At 70.4% G+C, this 15364-nt stretch carries 10 protein-coding genes; all 10 read left to right on the top strand.

All coding sequences use genetic code 11. The features are described 5' to 3' along the window. The first annotated feature begins 20 nt into the window (after nucleotides 1-20). Nucleotides 21-2645, top strand: coding sequence for a type VI secretion system ATPase TssH (gene tssH, locus BAU06_RS20700; protein WP_066354708.1), 2625 nt, complete (start codon nucleotides 21-23; stop codon nucleotides 2643-2645). A gap of 89 nt (nucleotides 2646-2734) precedes the next feature. Beyond that, nucleotides 2735-4036 (top strand): hypothetical protein, encoded by a 1302-nt coding sequence (locus tag BAU06_RS20695; RefSeq protein WP_066354705.1) that lies wholly within the window; start codon nucleotides 2735-2737, stop codon nucleotides 4034-4036. Between the two features lie 71 nt (nucleotides 4037-4107). Continuing rightward, nucleotides 4108-5424 carry a hypothetical protein gene (locus BAU06_RS20690; protein WP_066354703.1) on the top strand — a complete coding sequence of 439 codons (1317 nt, stop codon included), beginning with the start codon at nucleotides 4108-4110 and terminating at the stop codon, nucleotides 5422-5424. A gap of 24 nt (nucleotides 5425-5448) precedes the next feature. Then, a complete protein-coding gene (locus tag BAU06_RS20685; protein WP_066354701.1) occupies nucleotides 5449-5838 on the top strand; it encodes a DUF4280 domain-containing protein in 390 nt (129 codons plus the stop codon). 45 nt (nucleotides 5839-5883) lie between these two features. Then, entirely contained in the window at nucleotides 5884-7866 is a 1983-nt protein-coding gene (locus BAU06_RS20680; RefSeq protein ID WP_066354699.1) for a type VI secretion system Vgr family protein, read from the top strand. Further along, a complete protein-coding gene (locus tag BAU06_RS20675) occupies nucleotides 7863-8201 on the top strand; it encodes a hypothetical protein (RefSeq protein ID WP_156770301.1) in 339 nt (112 codons plus the stop codon). The genes BAU06_RS20680 and BAU06_RS20675 overlap by 4 nt, the downstream gene beginning before the upstream one ends. Beyond that, nucleotides 8194-8757 (top strand): type VI secretion system lipoprotein TssJ, encoded by a 564-nt coding sequence (tssJ, locus tag BAU06_RS20670; RefSeq protein ID WP_066354689.1) that lies wholly within the window; start codon nucleotides 8194-8196, stop codon nucleotides 8755-8757. The genes BAU06_RS20675 and tssJ overlap by 8 nt, the downstream gene beginning before the upstream one ends. A 3-nt stretch (nucleotides 8758-8760) precedes the next feature. Continuing rightward, nucleotides 8761-10110, top strand: a complete 1350-nt coding sequence (tssK, locus tag BAU06_RS20665; RefSeq protein WP_231933918.1) for a type VI secretion system baseplate subunit TssK — start codon at nucleotides 8761-8763, stop codon at nucleotides 10108-10110. After that, the gene (gene icmH, locus BAU06_RS26330) at nucleotides 10107-11675 is read left to right on the top strand and encodes a type IVB secretion system protein IcmH/DotU (RefSeq protein WP_156770300.1); all 1569 of its coding nucleotides are present in this window, start codon (nucleotides 10107-10109) and stop codon (nucleotides 11673-11675) included. Before tssK ends, icmH begins: the two co-directional genes overlap by 4 nt. 269 nt (nucleotides 11676-11944) lie before the next feature. After that, entirely contained in the window at nucleotides 11945-15358 is a 3414-nt protein-coding gene (tssM, locus tag BAU06_RS20650; RefSeq protein ID WP_197509346.1) for a type VI secretion system membrane subunit TssM, read from the top strand. Nucleotides 15359-15364 lie beyond the last annotated feature (6 nt).

Genomic DNA, 15364 nt, shown 5'->3' with positions numbered 1-15364 from the left:
CGCTGAATAGGACATCGCCCATGGCAGAGATCAGTCGTGCCGTGCTTTTCGGGAAACTCGACGCGCTGGCATACCGCGGCATCGAAAGCGCCACCGTATTCTGCAAGCTGCGCGGCAATCCGCGCGTGGTGGTGGAGCATTGGCTGCACCAGCTATTGCAAGGCCAGGATTCCGACCTGCATGCCATCGTGCGCGCGTTCGGCCTGGACATGGCGCTGCTGTCGCGCGACCTGACGCAGGCGCTGGAGCGCCTGCCGCGATCGGCGGCCGTATCGATCGACCTGTCGCCGCAGGTCGAGGAAACGGTGGAGCGGGCCTGGGTCTATGCCACGCTGATGTACGGCGCGGACCGTATCCGCACCGGGCACCTGCTCCTTGCCATGCTCAAGACGGCCGCGCTGCGCCGCCGGTTGATGGAAATTTCCCCGCAGTTCGAGCGCATCGACGTGGGCGTCCTGGCGGAGCGCTTCGGCGCCATGCTGGCCGGCTCGCCCGAACATGCGGCGGCCGCGGCGCCCGCGCCCGCGCCGGGGGAAGCCGGCGGCGCCATCCCGCCGGCCGCGCTGGACAGCCAGGCGGCGCTGGCGCGCTATACGGTGGACCTGACCGCGCAGGCGCGCGAGGGCAGGCTCGATCCCATCGTCGGCCGGGACGAGGAAATCCGCCAGGTCGTCGACATATTGCTGCGGCGCCGGCAGAACAATCCCATCCTGACCGGCGAGGCGGGCGTGGGCAAGACCGCGGTGGTGGAGGGCCTGGCCCAGCGCATCGTCGCCGGCGAAGTGCCGCCCGCCTTGCGCGGCGTCGCGCTGCGGACCCTGGACGTCGGGCTGTTGCAGGCGGGCGCCAGCATGAAGGGCGAATTCGAGCAGCGCCTGCGCCAAGTCGTTGAAGAGGCACAGTCGCCGCGCCATCCCGTGATCCTTTTCATCGACGAGGCGCACACCCTGATCGGCGCCGGGGGCACTGCCGGCACGGGCGACGCGGCCAATCTGCTCAAGCCGGCCCTGGCCCGCGGCTCGCTGCGCACGATCGCGGCGACCACCTGGGCCGAATACAAAAAGCACATCGAAAAAGATCCCGCCTTGACGCGGCGCTTCCAGCCCGTCGCCGTATGCGAGCCGGACGAGGCGCGCGCGCTGCGCATGCTGCGCGGCCTGGCGCCCGCGATGGAAGCGCATCACGGCGTGCGCATCGCCGATGAGGCGCTGCACGCCGCGGTGCGGCTGAGCCACCGCTACATCGCCGACCGCCATCTTCCCGACAAGGCCGTCAGCCTGCTCGATACGGTGGGCGCGCGCGTCGCCGCCAGCCGCCATGCCACGCCGCCGGCCATCGAGACCCTGCGCGCCAGCATCGCCGCCCAGGAGGCCGAGCTGGACTTGCTGCGGCGCGAGGCCGCCCTGGGCCGCGGCGCGGACGGCCGCGTGGCGCGGCTGGCGGATGCCTTGGCGGCGGACCGCCAGGCCTGCGCGGACGCGGTGCGGCACTGGGAAAGGGAAAAGCAACTGGTGGCCGACGTGCTGGCGCGGCGCGCGGCATTGGCGGCGGCGCCCGCCGCGGGCCAGGACGATGCCCGCCTGGCCGCGCTGCGCGGCGCCGAGGCGGAACTGGCGTCCTGCCAGGGCGAGCAGCCGCTGGTGCTGCTGGACGTGGATCGCCAGGGCGTGGCGGCCGTCGTCCAGGACTGGACGGGCATTCCGGTCGGCCGCATGGTGGCCGACGAAGTCGACAGCCTGCTGGGGCTCGAGGACACCTTGAACGCGCGCATCGTGGGCCAGGGGCATGCCATTGCCACGCTGGCCCGCCACATCCGTACCGCGCGCGCCGGCCTGAGCCGGCCGGGCCGTCCCGTGGGGGTATTCCTGCTTGCCGGGTCCTCCGGGGTGGGCAAGACCGAGACCGCGTCGGCATTGGCCGACGCCCTGTACGGCGGCGTGCAGAACCTGATCGCGCTGAACATGGGCGAATACCAGGAGCCGCACACCGTATCGACGCTCAAGGGCGCGCCGCCCGGGTACGTCGGCTACGGCCAGGGCGGCGTGCTGACCGAGGCCGTGCGCCGCAAGCCCTACAGCGTCATCCTGCTGGATGAAGTCGAGAAAGCGCACCCGGACGTGCACGAAGTCTTCTATCAGGTGTTCGACAAGGGCTGGATGGAGGATGGCGAGGGCCGCGTGATCGATTTCCGCAACACGCTGATCCTGCTGACGACCAACGTCGGATCCGCGCGGCTGCTGGCCACCGGCGCGCCCCCGCCATGTGACGAACTGGCGCGCCTGCTGCGCGAGCCGCTGCGGCAAGTGTTCGCGCCGGCGCTGCTGGCGCGCATGACGGCGGTGCCCTACCTGCCGCTGGATGCCGACAGCCTGGCGGCCATCGTGCGCCAGCAGCTGGACCGCCTGGCGGATCGGCTGCGGGAGCAGGAAGACATCGCCTTGTCCTACGACGATACCGTGGTGCCCGCCGTGCTGGAGAACTGCGATGTCCGCGAAAGCGGCGCGCGCCTGGTGGACAGCGTGCTCGCGCGGCAGCTGCTGCCGGTGCTGAGCCACGAGCTGCTGGTGCGCAGGAAGGCCCGGCGCGCGGCGGCGCGTGTCGGCATCCGTGTCGCGGACGGCCAGTGGCGCTGCGATTTCGAATAAGCGCCATCCACGCGCGACGCCGGCGCCACGCGCCCGCCAGCCGCGGTAGCGGCGATCGCGCTTTCCCCATCCTTATGCAGGAGTCAGGCATGAATAGCACGGCAGAACTGGCCGCCATTGAGAACGATGTGCAGAAGATGCGCGCGGGCATCCTATATCTGTTCGCCAAACTGGATGTGAAGGACAGGTACCTGTCGGATATCGCCGGCGCCTTGTGGTCCGGGGTGTCCACCTTCATTCCGGGCAGCAATGTCATAGAGGAAGGCATGAAGGCAGCGGGCGTCAACGCGACGCTGGCCGCGCAGGTCGAGGACTATGCCCTGGACGGCGTGCAGCACGCCGCCGGCTTCATCGAGGACACGGCCTATCGGATCAAGCTGAGCGGCACCCTGCGCCGCGGGCTGCTGGGCCTTTGGGGCGAGTTCAAGTCCATGCTGACGCGGGCCATCGCCTCGGTAAAGGAAGCGGGCGCCGAGTTCGTCAGCAAGGTGCAGAAGTTCCTGGATATGCCGCCCTGGGAGATCATCGAGAAACTGGTGGAGTCCATGCTGCGCTACCTGTTCCCCGCCGTCATGGCCAAGGTAAAGCGGACGGAGGCCATCATCGATGCGGTGGTGCGCTTCTTCGCCAAGGGCGCGACGCTGATCCGCAACGGCTTCGCGCTGGGGATGAATGCCTTCCAGGCGGGCTTCCAGCGCGACGTCGTGCGCGGCATCTACTTCGGTTCCTGCGTGATGCGCGGCTACGACGCCATCGACGCGGCCGAGGGCGTGGCGGGTTTGCTGAAAGCGGGCTTCCCCTTCGTCCTGGTCCGCAACGTCGTGAAGATCTTCATGCGCTATTACGAGGCCAGGGTCCTGGGCGACCTGATCGTGGAGGCGCAGGAGAAATTCCGCTGGGGCGGCTACGAGCTGAACGGCACGTTTTCCTTCGCCAACGAGACCGCCGGCTCCATCGCGCGCAGCCGGCGGGACTTCGATGAATGGTTCAGCCCGTACGCCTTGTTCGTGCCCAGCGTCGCCAGCCTGGTCATGAGCTGCCAGGTCTTCGGCAACGAGATGTACTACCTGAACCTGATCGACGACGGCGACCGGGATGCGATCAGGATGTACCAGGGCGCGCAGTTCTCGCGCTACGACCTCAAGAAGAACCATGCGATGAACTTCACGGCCGGCTTCGTCAAGAGCGAGGCCAACCGGTACCTGAGCCAGTGCGGCACCGGGTTCACGCATCCGGAAATCGCCATCGAGCAGACCGGCCCCATGGTGTCGTTCGGCGAGCATCGCATCCGGCCCACGCTGATGGCGGTGGTCAAGGAAATCGCTGGCAATGCCCTGGATTTCGCGGCCTCCACGGCCGATATGCCGGTGCCCGGATCCCTGCGCATCTGATACCCGCGCGGGTGGCGTGCCGAATCCGTATGCCGGCCCGCCCCGCGATAGAACCCCAACGGAACGAGCCCATGCAACAAACGTTTGACCGGATTCCCGTCGGCGATTCCAGCTTCGCCTATCAGAAGTACATCACGCGGGTAAGCGTGCTCGACCTGTTCTGCGGCCTGGATGTGCAGGGCGCGGGGATCGGCCAGGCCGCGGAGCTGGTCCTGGACATCCCTTTCGATCCCAAGGCCGAGGCCACGGTGCAGGACTGGATCCTGGGCCAGACCGGCACGCTGCTGGACGACAAGGCCAACGCTTTCTTCGCCGCGGCGATCGGAGCGGCGCCCGGCGCGCTGACCTGGCTGGAGAACGAGGCCTTCGCCGTGCTCAAGGACGCCGGCGATAAGACGCTGCCGCGGATCATCGTCCTGATCGTCAAGCGGATATGGGACAAGATGCTGTCCTTTCTGTCGACCGGCGTGCAGGCGGCCGGTCGTATCGGCAATGCGGTGCTGGAACTCATGAAGGACGAACGCCTGATCATGCGCGCGGCCGTCAGGTTCCTGGCGCATTTCTTCAAGGAGCACGTGGTCGCCCGCATTGCCCACACGGCCAACGCGGCGCGGGTGGGGGCGCGGCTGGCCTTCCTTACCGCCAAGACCTGCCATACGGTGCTGCATCGACTGGGTCCGACCGCCTATTCCGACGGCATGCCGCGCCTGGTCAGCAGCGGCATCCATCTGGCGCGCGCGCTGACCTCGCTGATGGACAGCGTGCGACTGACCAACGCCGCCTACCAGGTCGCGGGCGCCTTCGGCTGCGTCGTGGCATGGCCGATCAAGGTCGCGGCCGCGCTCGCGGAGCAGCTGCTGACCTTGATGATCCGGGTGTCCGAACATCTGCGCATGGGCCGCCTGATCGGCTATGCCCGCGCCTTCGCGCAGGACAGGGGCTACCGGACGGGGATCCGCGACCAGGGGGTATTCGTCGTGCCCGAGCTGGACGCCGCCGGGCGGAAGGCCCATGAAAAGGCCTTCGATGCGTTCTTCGGCGAGCACGTCGGCTGGTTCCCCGCCGCGGCCGCGCTATGCCTGCTGGTGCCGAACGGCGTCGGCGACCCGTGGAGCTACCTGAACCTGGCCAACGATGGCCGGTATTGGTCCACGCAGGATGGCCAGGTCTCCCTGCAGCGCGCGCGCTTCGAGGCGGCCGTCGCCGAAATGCAATACCTGCGCCAGGACGCCCGGCTCTACCTCGGTTCCATCGGCCTGGCGTATACGCACGCACGCTACGACATGGCCCGGGCCATCGGTCCGCACGCCAGCGACGATCCCACGACGGTAAGGGGATTCTTCTATTACCTGGGCCTGTTGGCAACGGCGGCGGCGCCCGGCAACTGATGCCGCGGAACGAACGGAGGAACGATGGCGGAACAAGTCGTGATGGGCGCGGTCCTGATGTGCACGTTCGGCACGGCCCCGGCCTGCCTGGAGGTGCTGCCGACGGCGCGCGTCCTGGTGGAGGGGCGGCCGGCGGCAACCGTGCAGGACCGCGTGGCGGTCGCCAATATCCCGCCCTTCGCCATGTGCACGTCCCTGGCCAATCCCGAGGTGGCATCGGCCACCGCTGCCGCCATGGGGGTCCTGACGCCCATGCCCTGCCTGCCCCTTATCCCGGCGCCATGGCTGCCGGGCGCGCCCACCGTCCTGGTCGGCAATCTGCCGGCCCTGGACAACGTCTCGGCGTGCGAGTGCCAATGGGGTGGCGTGGTCACCATCGCGATGCCCGGCAGCGCCAGGACCCTGGTGCCTTGACGGGCGTGCCGCGCGCCGCCGATTGCTTCTAACCCGCACGGAACCATGTCCTCTCCTTCCCAGAACCAGCGCGACATCGCGGTCCGGAGCGCGGTGCTTCCGCGCGATACCCTGTTGCTCGCCGGCCTGCGCGGAGAGGAACGCCTGGGCCGGCCCTTCGAATTCCGGCTTGATCTCCTCAGCGTGGACGCCGGCATCGAGCCCGCCAGGATGCTGGGCTCGGAGATCCGCGTCACCCTTGCCACCGCGTCCGGCAAGCGCGAGTTCAATGGCATCGTCAGCCGTTTCGGCATCGCCGGGGCCGCGCTGGCGCAGGCCCGCCCGGACAGCCTGACGCGATACCGCGCGGTCATGCGGCCGCGCCTGTGGCTGCTGAGCCGGTCTTCGCATTGCCGCTTCTTCTTCGATATGTCGGTGCTCGATGTGGTGCGGCAACTGCTGGACGACCACCGGGTCGCCTATCGCGTGGCCTGCACCGCGTCTTATCCCAAGCTGGCGCACTGCGCGCAATTCCGCGAGACGGACCTGGATTTCATGAGCCGCCTGCTGGAGCGCGAAGGCATCTATTATTTTTTCGAGCACGCCAATGGGGCCGAGACCGTGGTCCTGGCCGACGCGCCCCAGGCGCATGAGGCCATCGGCCGCGATGCCGCCATTCCTTTCCACCCCTTGCTGGGACCCCGCGTGCCGCCGCGGGAATCGATCTACCGCTGGACGACGGACGCCGAGGTCGCGCCGGGCGCCAGCGAATTCAATTCCTTCGACTTCCTCGACGTCAAGGGCAGCGAGAACCAGGGCCTGTTGGCGCGCGCCACGGCCGAGGACGGCGCGCGCGCCGGCACCCTGGAGGACTACGCGCTGCGCTACGACACCCAGGGCGACGGCCGGCGCCATGCCCAGGCGCTGCTGGACACGCACCGGGGCCGCGCCATCCGCGCCCGGGGGCGCGCGACGGCCCGCGGCATCAGGCCGGGCGCCTGGTTTCGCCTGAAGGACCATCCGCGCGCGGAGCAGAACGCCGAGTACCTGATCGTCGCCGCCCGCTATCGCCTGGGTGGCAACGACTACACCGCCGAGCGTGGCGCGGGCGAGCGCGAGCCGGTCTTCGACTGCGGCTTTTCGGCCATCGCGCGCCAGCAGGCCTGGCGGCCGCCTCGGGTGACACCGGTGCCGCGTCCCGGGTTGCAGACGGCCATGGTGGTCGCGCCGGACGGGGAAACCCTGGCGACGGACGGCTACGGCTGCGTCAAGGTGCAGTTCCACTGGGAGCAATTCAACCCGCCCAAGGCCAGCCGGCGCATGCAGCGCTGCTGGGTGCGCGTGGCGCAGGCCTGGGCCGGCAAGGGCTGGGGGGCGATCTTCGTGCCGCGCGCGGGCCAGGAGGTCGTGGTCGACTTCCTGGACGGCGACCCCGACCATCCCATGATCGTGGGCAGCGTCTACAACAGCAGGAATCCGCCGCCCTACATCCAGGCGGGGCATCCGGAGATCGCCGCCATCCGCACCGACGCGCTCGGCGACGGCGCGCGGGACCGCAACGAGCTGCGCTTCAACGACAAATCGCTGCAGGTGCTGCTTTACACGGGCGGCCGCTTCGATACCTACGTCAAGAAGAGCGGCTACGCCTGGATAGGCGAGGACGACCACCGCACGGTCGCCGGCCGCCAGTTGCTGCATGCCGCCGAACAGCACGTCCGCGTGGACGGCGGGCAGAAGGTCAAGGTGGACGGCAGCGCCTCGCTGAAGGCGGGCATCGACATCCTGCACCAGGCGGGCGTGAATTATGTCGTCGACGGCGAAGTGGTGCACGTCAAGGCGGGCGCCAGCGTGGTGATCGAGGCCGGCGCGATGGTGACGCTAAAGGCGGGCGGCAGTTTCATCACGGTGGACGCGGCCGGCGTGCAGATATCCGGACCCATCGTCGGGCTGAACAGCGGCGGCGCCGCGGGCAGCGGGCCCGGCGGCACGCCGGAGTCCCCCGACACGCCCGGCGCGGCGGATGACGGGTCTTCGGTACGCGCGAAATGAAGCAGCGGCCTTTCCCTCGTTCTTCTTGCGCGGCCGGCGCGCCGCGCGACGCGCTGGCGCAGGCTGCGCTGTTGTCAGGAAATCCCGTGCTGGGACGCGGCGTGGCGGTGCTCGCCGGGCGCGACCCGCTGCATCTCTCGGCCCCCGCGGGCGCAACGCCGTCCGGGCGGGGCGTCCTTGTGCCGGTCGCCGGGGTGGCAAGGGGCGCATCGCCGGCCGCGTCTTGCGAGTGGCGCGGCCAGCCCATCGCGCCGGAGCGCCAGGCGTTCCCGCTTGCCCCGGCCCTGCCGGCGCGACAGGCCGGATGGCGGCGCGGCGATGCCGGCGATGCGTAGGGGCGCGCGCCAGCCCGTACGAGGCGCGGCATCCGGCCTGGCCGGCGCCGTCGCCGTGGCGCTGTTCCTGGCCGGCTGCAGCGCGAAGCCGCCCCTTTGCGCCTCGGTGCAGGTGATGCTGGACGCCGCCTCCGACCTGAATCCGGATGCGACGGGGCGGGCTTCCCCCATCGTGGTGCGCGTCTACCAGCTCGCGGATACGGAAGCCTTCGGCCACGCCGGCTTCTTCGACCTGTACGACCGCGACCGCCAGGTCCTGGGCCAGTCCCTGTTGGCGCGCAGCGAGGCCACCGTGCTTCCCGGCGCGGAGAAAGTCGTGGCGCAGCCGCTGGATTCCCGGACCCGCGCCGTGGCGGTTATCGCGGCGTACCGGGACATCGAGCATGCGCAATGGCGCCGCGTCGTTTACGTCGCGGGCCAGGGCAGCCATGGAATCGCCATGGATCTGCTGCGCGCGGCGATACGGCCGGACGGCGACGGCGGCGCCGCGCCGGGTACGGAAGATTCCGGCCATGCGAAGGAGGGCGCCGACGACGGCGCCGCGAATGCGGATTGAGAGGTGAAAATCGTGGATTGGAATAGCAGGGTGATCTGGTCGGAGGGCATGCTGCTGCAGCAGCAGCATTTGCAGCAGCATGACCGCTATCTGCATCACTTGGTGGAGTCGCACTGGCGCGCGCGGGGGCGGTACGGGTGGGGATACGCGCGGCTCGCCATCGACGAGCAGCAGCTGGAGCTCGGCAAGCTGGGCCTGTCGGCCTGCGAGGGCATCATGCCCGACGGCACGCCCTTCGCGTTGCCTGTGGACGACGGTGTACCGCCGTCGCTGGATATCCCCGAGGGCAGGCGCGACGCATTGGTGGTGCTGGCGTTGCCCCTGCGCCGCCTGGGCGTGCCCGACGTGGCCCCGGTCGGCGACGAAGACGCGCAGCCGCACGCCCGCCTGCGCCGCGTGGAGTGCACGGTGGCCGACAGCACGGCACCGGCGCAGGACGGCGTCCTGATGGAGGTCGGCAAGCTGCGGCTGCGCCTGGCCTTGGCCGATACCGTCGCGCAGGGTCACGCCACCCTGGGCGTGGCGCGCGTGCTGGAGCGACGCGCCGACCATCGCCTGGTGCTGGACAAGGACTACTCGCCCCCGTGCCTCAGTTGCGCGGCGGCGCCGCGCCTGGCGGGCTTCATCGACGAGTTGAAAGGCCTGTTGCACCACCGCGCCGAGACGCTGTCGGCCCGGCTGGCCGCGCCGGCCGCGCACGGCGCCGCCGAGATCGCCGACTTCCTGCTGCTGCAGCTGATCAACCGCGCGGAGCCGCTGTTCGGGCATTTCCTCGCGGTGCAGGCGCTGCATCCCGAAGCGCTGTATCGCGAGCTGCTCCAGCTCGCTGGCGAGCTGGCGACCTTCGTGCGGGATACCCGGCGCCCCGGCGTGCCGGGTCCTTATCGCCACGACGATCTGGCCGGGACCTTCCGCCCGCTCATGGAGGACCTGCGGCGCGCCTTGAGCATGGTTTCCGATCCGCGTGCCGTGTCCATCGCGCTGGAGCCCGGCAAGTTCGGCCTGCACATCGGGCGGGTGCCGGATGCCGGCTTGCTCAAGAGCGCCGAGTTCGTGCTCGAGGTGGCCGCGGACCTGCCGGCCGAGACGCTGCTGGCCACCTTGCCGGCGCAGCTCAAGATCGGGCCCGTGGAAAAAATCCATGACCTGGTGACCCTGCAGCTGCCCGGCATCGGGCTGCGGCCATTGAGCGTGGCCCCGCGGCAGCTGCCCTTCCGCGCGGGGCGCTGCTATTTCGCCCTGGACATGCATGACGAGCTCTGGCCGCAATTGGCGGGCTCCGCCGGTATCGCCTTGCATGTCGCCGGCGAGTTCCCCGAGCTGGCGATCGATCTATGGGCGATCCGCGCATGACCGGGCTCGGCGCATCGTCCGTCGCGGGCGCGGGGCTGCGCTTGCAGCAGGGCAGGGCGGCGCCGGAACCGCGCGCCGGTACGTGGCAAGGCTGGAATCCCCTGGTCGCCGCGGCACATCCCCTGCTGGAAATCGCGATCCTGCTGCGGCACGCCCCCGCGCCGCCTTCCCTGGAAGCCTTGCGAGCGCAATTGACCGGCATGATGCGCGCCTTTGTCGAACAGGCGCGGGGCGTCGACGCGGAAACCCTGGCCGCGGCCCGCTATTGCCTGTCCACCTTCCTGGACGAGGTCATCGCCGCGACTTCCTGGGGCGGCGGCGGGGCATGGTCCAGCCGCAGCCTGCTGGTCATCTTCCATGGCGAAGCCTCGGGCGGCGAACGCTTCTTCACCATCCTGCATCGGCTTTCGCAGGACCCGGCGGCCAACCTCGACGCGTTGGAGCTGCTGTACATCATCCTGGCGCTGGGCATGGAAGGGCGCTATCGCCTGATGGAAGCGGGGGCCGGGGAATTGGAGCAACTGCGCGCGCGGCTGCTCCAGTTGATGACCGATACGCGCGGCGCCGTGGAACAGCCCCTGTCGACGGAGCTGGCCGCTGTGTCGGACGTCCAGCGGCCCGGCCTGACGCGGCCCGGCCTGACGCGGCCCGGCCTGACGCGGCCCGGCCGGCCCGCGCGAGACCGGCGCAGGCCGGCGTGGCGCATACGGCCGCTATGGCTCGCCTCGATGGCAGCCTTGTGCCTGGCCGCCGCCGCCCTGGCGATCGCGAACACCTGGATGCGGACGCCGGCCCGGGCCATCCGCAAGGCCCTGGGCGATGTGCGTGTCATCGTGCGCGCACCGGCGGTCTCCGGCGCGGCGTTCGCGAGCGCGTCCGGCACCCGCGAGGCAGCCGGCGGCAGGGAAGCGGTCGACACGGCGCCACTCGGCAAGACACCACCCCGCGCGGAATCCATCGGCGCGGGATCGGTCGGCGCGGGACCTGTCAGTGCGGCATCTGTCGGTGCGCGATCGATCGGTGCCGCACCGCCCGACGCTTCGACCTCCGACGCTTCGCCGGTATCGCCTGTTGTCGTAGCCGCCGCGCCGGCCGCGATCGTGTCTTCCTCCGCCTTCGAGCCCGCCGTGCGCCAGTTGGCCACCTTGCTTGCCGGCGACATCGCCACCGGTGCCATCCGCATGACGACGCAGGGAGATCGCGCCGTCCTGACCTTGGACGGCGACGGCCTTTTCGCATCCGGCAGCAGCTGGGTGCGGCCGGCGCGCATAACCCTGCTGCGCCGCCTCGGCCAGGCGCTGCGCGAGGTGCCCGGGACGGTGATGGTGGTGGGCCACACCGACAATATTCGTCCCGCCCCGGGCGCGCCTTCCAACCAGGAACTCTCGCTGCGGCGCGCAGCCCGTGTCAGGGACCTGCTGGTGCAGGAAGCGGGGGACGCGGATCGGTTCTTCGTGCAAGGACGCGCCGACAGCGAGCCGGTGGCGTCCAATGACACGGAATCGGGTCGCGCCCGCAACCGGCGCGTGACGATCGCCCTCGTTGCACCAGGAGCCGCGCCGTGATCGCCAGATACCTGGACTCCCTGGCCCGGCTGGGCTTCATCGCGCTTCCCTTTGCCTTATGGACCGCCTATCGCTTGTTCTCATGGGCCACGCGCGCCATGCCGCGACCGCGAGTGATCTGGATGTCCCGAAAAAATGACGCACACGGCGGGCAGGGCAATCCGCCGGCGCAAGCGGGAGTCACCGCACCACTCGTCATGCCATCCGTCGTCCCTCCCGGTGCCGCGCCTTACGCGCCATCCACCGCGTTGGCCGCCGCTGCGCCCGCCATGCCATCCACCGTCCTGCCCGGCGCTGCGCTCGCCACGCCGTCGACCGTGCCCCCCCACGCTGCGTCCACCGCGCCTATCGCCGCATCCTCCACCGCCGCGCCGTCGCGGCCATCCAGTGGCGATGCCGCCGTCCGGCTGGCGCGCGGTTTCGATGCGGCCATGGCCCGCCTGGACAAGGGCGGACCATGGTGGCGCCTGGGCCGGGCGAGCCCCTATCGCCTGCCTTGGTACGTCGTGCTGGGGGCCGAGGGCAGCGGCAAAAGCGCTCTGTTGCGCGCCGCCGGCCTGGCGTACGAATGCGACGATCGGACGCCGGGCGCCGAGCCGGGAGATCCCTGCCGGTGGTGGATCGCCGACGAAGCGGTACTGCTGGAAATGGCCTTGCCCCACGAGCCGGACGGGCACGCGGCGGGCGGGATGCCGGACCATGGCGTCTGGCAGGCCTTCCTGCGGCGCTTGCGGAACGTGCGGCGTCGCTGTGCCATCAATGGCGTCATCGTCACCATCGCCGCCGGCGCGCTGCTGGGCGATGCCGACGGTCCGCATTGGCGCGCGGCGGCGCTGCTGCGATCGCGCCTGAAGGATATGCGCGCCAGCTTCGGGGTCCATTTCCCGGTCTATGTGGTCGTCACACAATGCGACCGGGTGGCGGGCTTTCGCGCCTATTTCGGCGATCTGGACGCCGCGCGACGCGCCAGGGTGTTCGGCTTGACGCTACCGGTGGCCGCCCCGGCCGACCTCGACGGCGCGCAAGGCGTGAAGAACCTGCCGGCGATGTGCCAGGACCTGGCGCGCCGCCTGCAGGCCCGCATGCTTCGCGCGCTGGGCCGCCCCGCGCCACTGGACACGCGCGCGGAGATCTACGCCTTCCCCGTGCAGTTCGATCTGCTGGCGCGGGAGGCCGCGCGCTTTCTTGCCGATGTATTCGCGGACTCGCCCCCGGTGTCCCTGCCATGGCTGCGCGGCGTGTACTTCACCAGCGCGGAGCAGGCCCCGGGCCCGGTCCGGGCGCAACGCGCAAACCCGCTCGCCATGGCTATGCAGGAAGCCACGCCGGGCGCGCCGGCTGCCACGTCCTCGCGCAGCTATTTCGCCGCGCGCTTGTTGCGCGACCTGGTATTGGCGGAAAGCGGCCTGGCCTTCCGACGGCCCGCGGCCTTGCCGGAAAGCCGATGGCTGCGTCGGGGCGCGCCGGCCGCCGTCCTGCTCTGCGCCCTGGCGTTCTGCGTCCGCGTCGGTCTTGGCGTACGCGCGGACGCCTCTTTCATGGCCGACATGGATCGCAAGTCCGCCCTGCTCGCCGCCCGTGCCGGACATGGCGTCGATCCGGACCAGCCGGGCGCCATGCTGCCCCTGCTCGATGCGGCGGGCGAGCTGGCGGCCGCGCCGCCGCGGATCTGGCCCATGCCGTGGATCGCGCCCGGCCGTCCCGCCGTCCGGCTGGCCGATGCCGGCCGGGCCCGCTATCTGGCCGTGCTGCGCCGGACCCTGGTGCCGCTCGTGGCCAGGCAGGCGATACAGGCGGCGGGCGATACCGGCCTGGATGCCGCGCGGCGCTACGCGGCGCTGCGCGTCTACCTGATGCTGGGCACGCCACGGGTCTACGAATCCGCCACGGTGCTGGCCTGGATCCAGGGCCAGGCCGAGCGCCTCCTGCCCGGCCGTGCGCAGCGCCAGGACTTCATGGCCCACGCCCGCGCCCTTTTCGGCAGCGCGACCTACTCGCCGCACATCGCGCTGGACCAGGCCAGGGTGAACCAGGCGCGCGCCCAGTTGATCGGCTATTCCACCCTGGACCGGGTGTACCAGGACATACTGCGCCAGTTGACCAGGCTCGTGCCCGGCACGGTATCGGTGGCCAGCATGGGCGGGGTCAATGCCCCGCTGGCCCTGGCGCGAACCAGCGGCCGCTGGTTGACGGACGGTGTGCCGGGCGCCTACACCCCGCAGGGCTACCGGCATTACCTGGCCCTGCGCGACGCGGCGCTGCGCGATATCTCGAAAGAGGTCTGGGTGTTGGGCACGGATGGCGGCGCGCCCGCCGATATGCGCCGGGCGGCCTTGAAGGAGGACTTGGACAAGCTGTATTTCCATCGCTACATCTCGGCCTGGGACGATCTGCTCGACGACCTGCGGCTGGTGCCCCTCTCGCGCGGGCCGGGCGGCGTCTGGCTGATCAAGATGCTGGCCGACAGCGATTCCCCGCTGCGGCAGCTTTTGGAGACGGCGGCCGCGCAGACGACGTTGCGCGGAATCGCCGCGGCGCCGGGCTCCGCAACCGCGCTTCCGGTGCGCGACCCCACGAGAGGCGAGATATCCGGCGTCTCCGCTCCCGCCCACGGTTCCTCGCGCGGCAAGACCTCCCCGGCGCCGCCCGATGACCCGGCCGGGGCATCGGGCGGCCCGCCGGCCGTCCCGCCCGGCGACAACGACGGCGATACCGAGGTGGACCGCCATTTCCAGGCCCTGCACCGCCTGTTCCAGGCCGGTCCCGACGGCAGCGCCCCTTCCATGGACGAGGTACAGGCCGCCTTGAAAGAAGCGGCCGTCTATCTGGATGCCGTGCAGGCCGCCCGACAGCGCGGATTGCCGCTGCCGCCCGGCGATGCGTTGGACAAACTCCGCCAACTGGCGGAAGTCCAGCCCGAACCGCTGCGGCAACTGCTGCGCGGCCTGTCCGCCAACGGCGATACGCTGGCCCTGAGCAGCGAACGCCAGCGCCTGAACGATCTGTGGCGGCCGTCCGCCGCTTTCTGCCATGCCGCGCTGGATCATCGCTATCCGCTGGACCGCTATGCCACGGTCGACGCGACGCCGGACGATTTCGCGCGCGTGCTCGGCCCGGGCGGACTGATGGACGACTTCTTCCAGGCCAATCTGCTGCCTTACGTCGATACGGCCACCCGCCCGTGGCGGTGGCGCGCCGACGGCGGGGCGCCGAAGCTGTCGGAAGCGGCCTTGCGCGCGTTCGAGCGCGCGGCGACGATACGCCAGGCGTTTTTCGCCGACGGCGGCAAATCGCCCTCGGTACGCTTCCAGCTGGCGCCGATATCGCTGGACGCCGGCATCCTTCGCTTTACGCTGGCCTTGAACGACAAGACCCTGGAGTACGCGCACGGTCCCGTGCGTGCCACGGAGTTCCAGTGGCCCGGCACGGACGGCACGCAAAGCGTGCGTATGGCCTACGAAACGGGCGAGGGCGGCAGCGATCGCGCCTTCTCCATCGACGGGCCCTGGGCACTCTTCCGCCTGCTGGATCGAGGCACCTTGACGCGCGTGCGCGCGGATCGCTACACGCTGGACTTCGACCTTGGCGGGCGCGGCGTCGCCCTCAGGCTGGACGCCAGCAGCGTGATCAACCCGTTCGAGCTGGACGCGCTGCGGGATTTCAGGTGCCCGGACGCGCTGTAGCGGTAG

Origin of the sequence: Bordetella bronchialis, assembly GCF_001676705.1 — a bacterium.
Taxonomy (GTDB): domain Bacteria; phylum Pseudomonadota; class Gammaproteobacteria; order Burkholderiales; family Burkholderiaceae_B; genus Bordetella_C; species Bordetella_C bronchialis.
The sequence above is the reverse complement of the archived record's forward strand: the minus strand, read 5'-3'. Positions and strand labels throughout refer to the sequence as shown.

What these genes read in the sequence shown, in the direction of transcription:
- BAU06_RS20695 (WP_066354705.1), top strand. Translation starts at nt 2,735, where the DNA reads ATGAATAGCACGGCAGAACTGGCCGCCATTGAGAACGATGTGCAGAAG.
- icmH (WP_156770300.1), top strand. Translation starts at nt 10,107, where the DNA reads ATGACCGGGCTCGGCGCATCGTCCGTCGCGGGCGCGGGGCTGCGCTTG.
- BAU06_RS20690 (WP_066354703.1), top strand. Translation starts at nt 4,108, where the DNA reads ATGCAACAAACGTTTGACCGGATTCCCGTCGGCGATTCCAGCTTCGCC.
- BAU06_RS20675 (WP_156770301.1), top strand. Translation starts at nt 7,863, where the DNA reads ATGAAGCAGCGGCCTTTCCCTCGTTCTTCTTGCGCGGCCGGCGCGCCG.
- tssJ (WP_066354689.1), top strand. Translation starts at nt 8,194, where the DNA reads ATGCGTAGGGGCGCGCGCCAGCCCGTACGAGGCGCGGCATCCGGCCTG.
- BAU06_RS20680 (WP_066354699.1), top strand. Translation starts at nt 5,884, where the DNA reads ATGTCCTCTCCTTCCCAGAACCAGCGCGACATCGCGGTCCGGAGCGCG.
- BAU06_RS20685 (WP_066354701.1), top strand. Translation starts at nt 5,449, where the DNA reads ATGGCGGAACAAGTCGTGATGGGCGCGGTCCTGATGTGCACGTTCGGC.
- tssH (WP_066354708.1), top strand. Translation starts at nt 21, where the DNA reads ATGGCAGAGATCAGTCGTGCCGTGCTTTTCGGGAAACTCGACGCGCTG.
- tssM (WP_197509346.1), top strand. Translation starts at nt 11,945, where the DNA reads ATGCCATCCACCGTCCTGCCCGGCGCTGCGCTCGCCACGCCGTCGACC.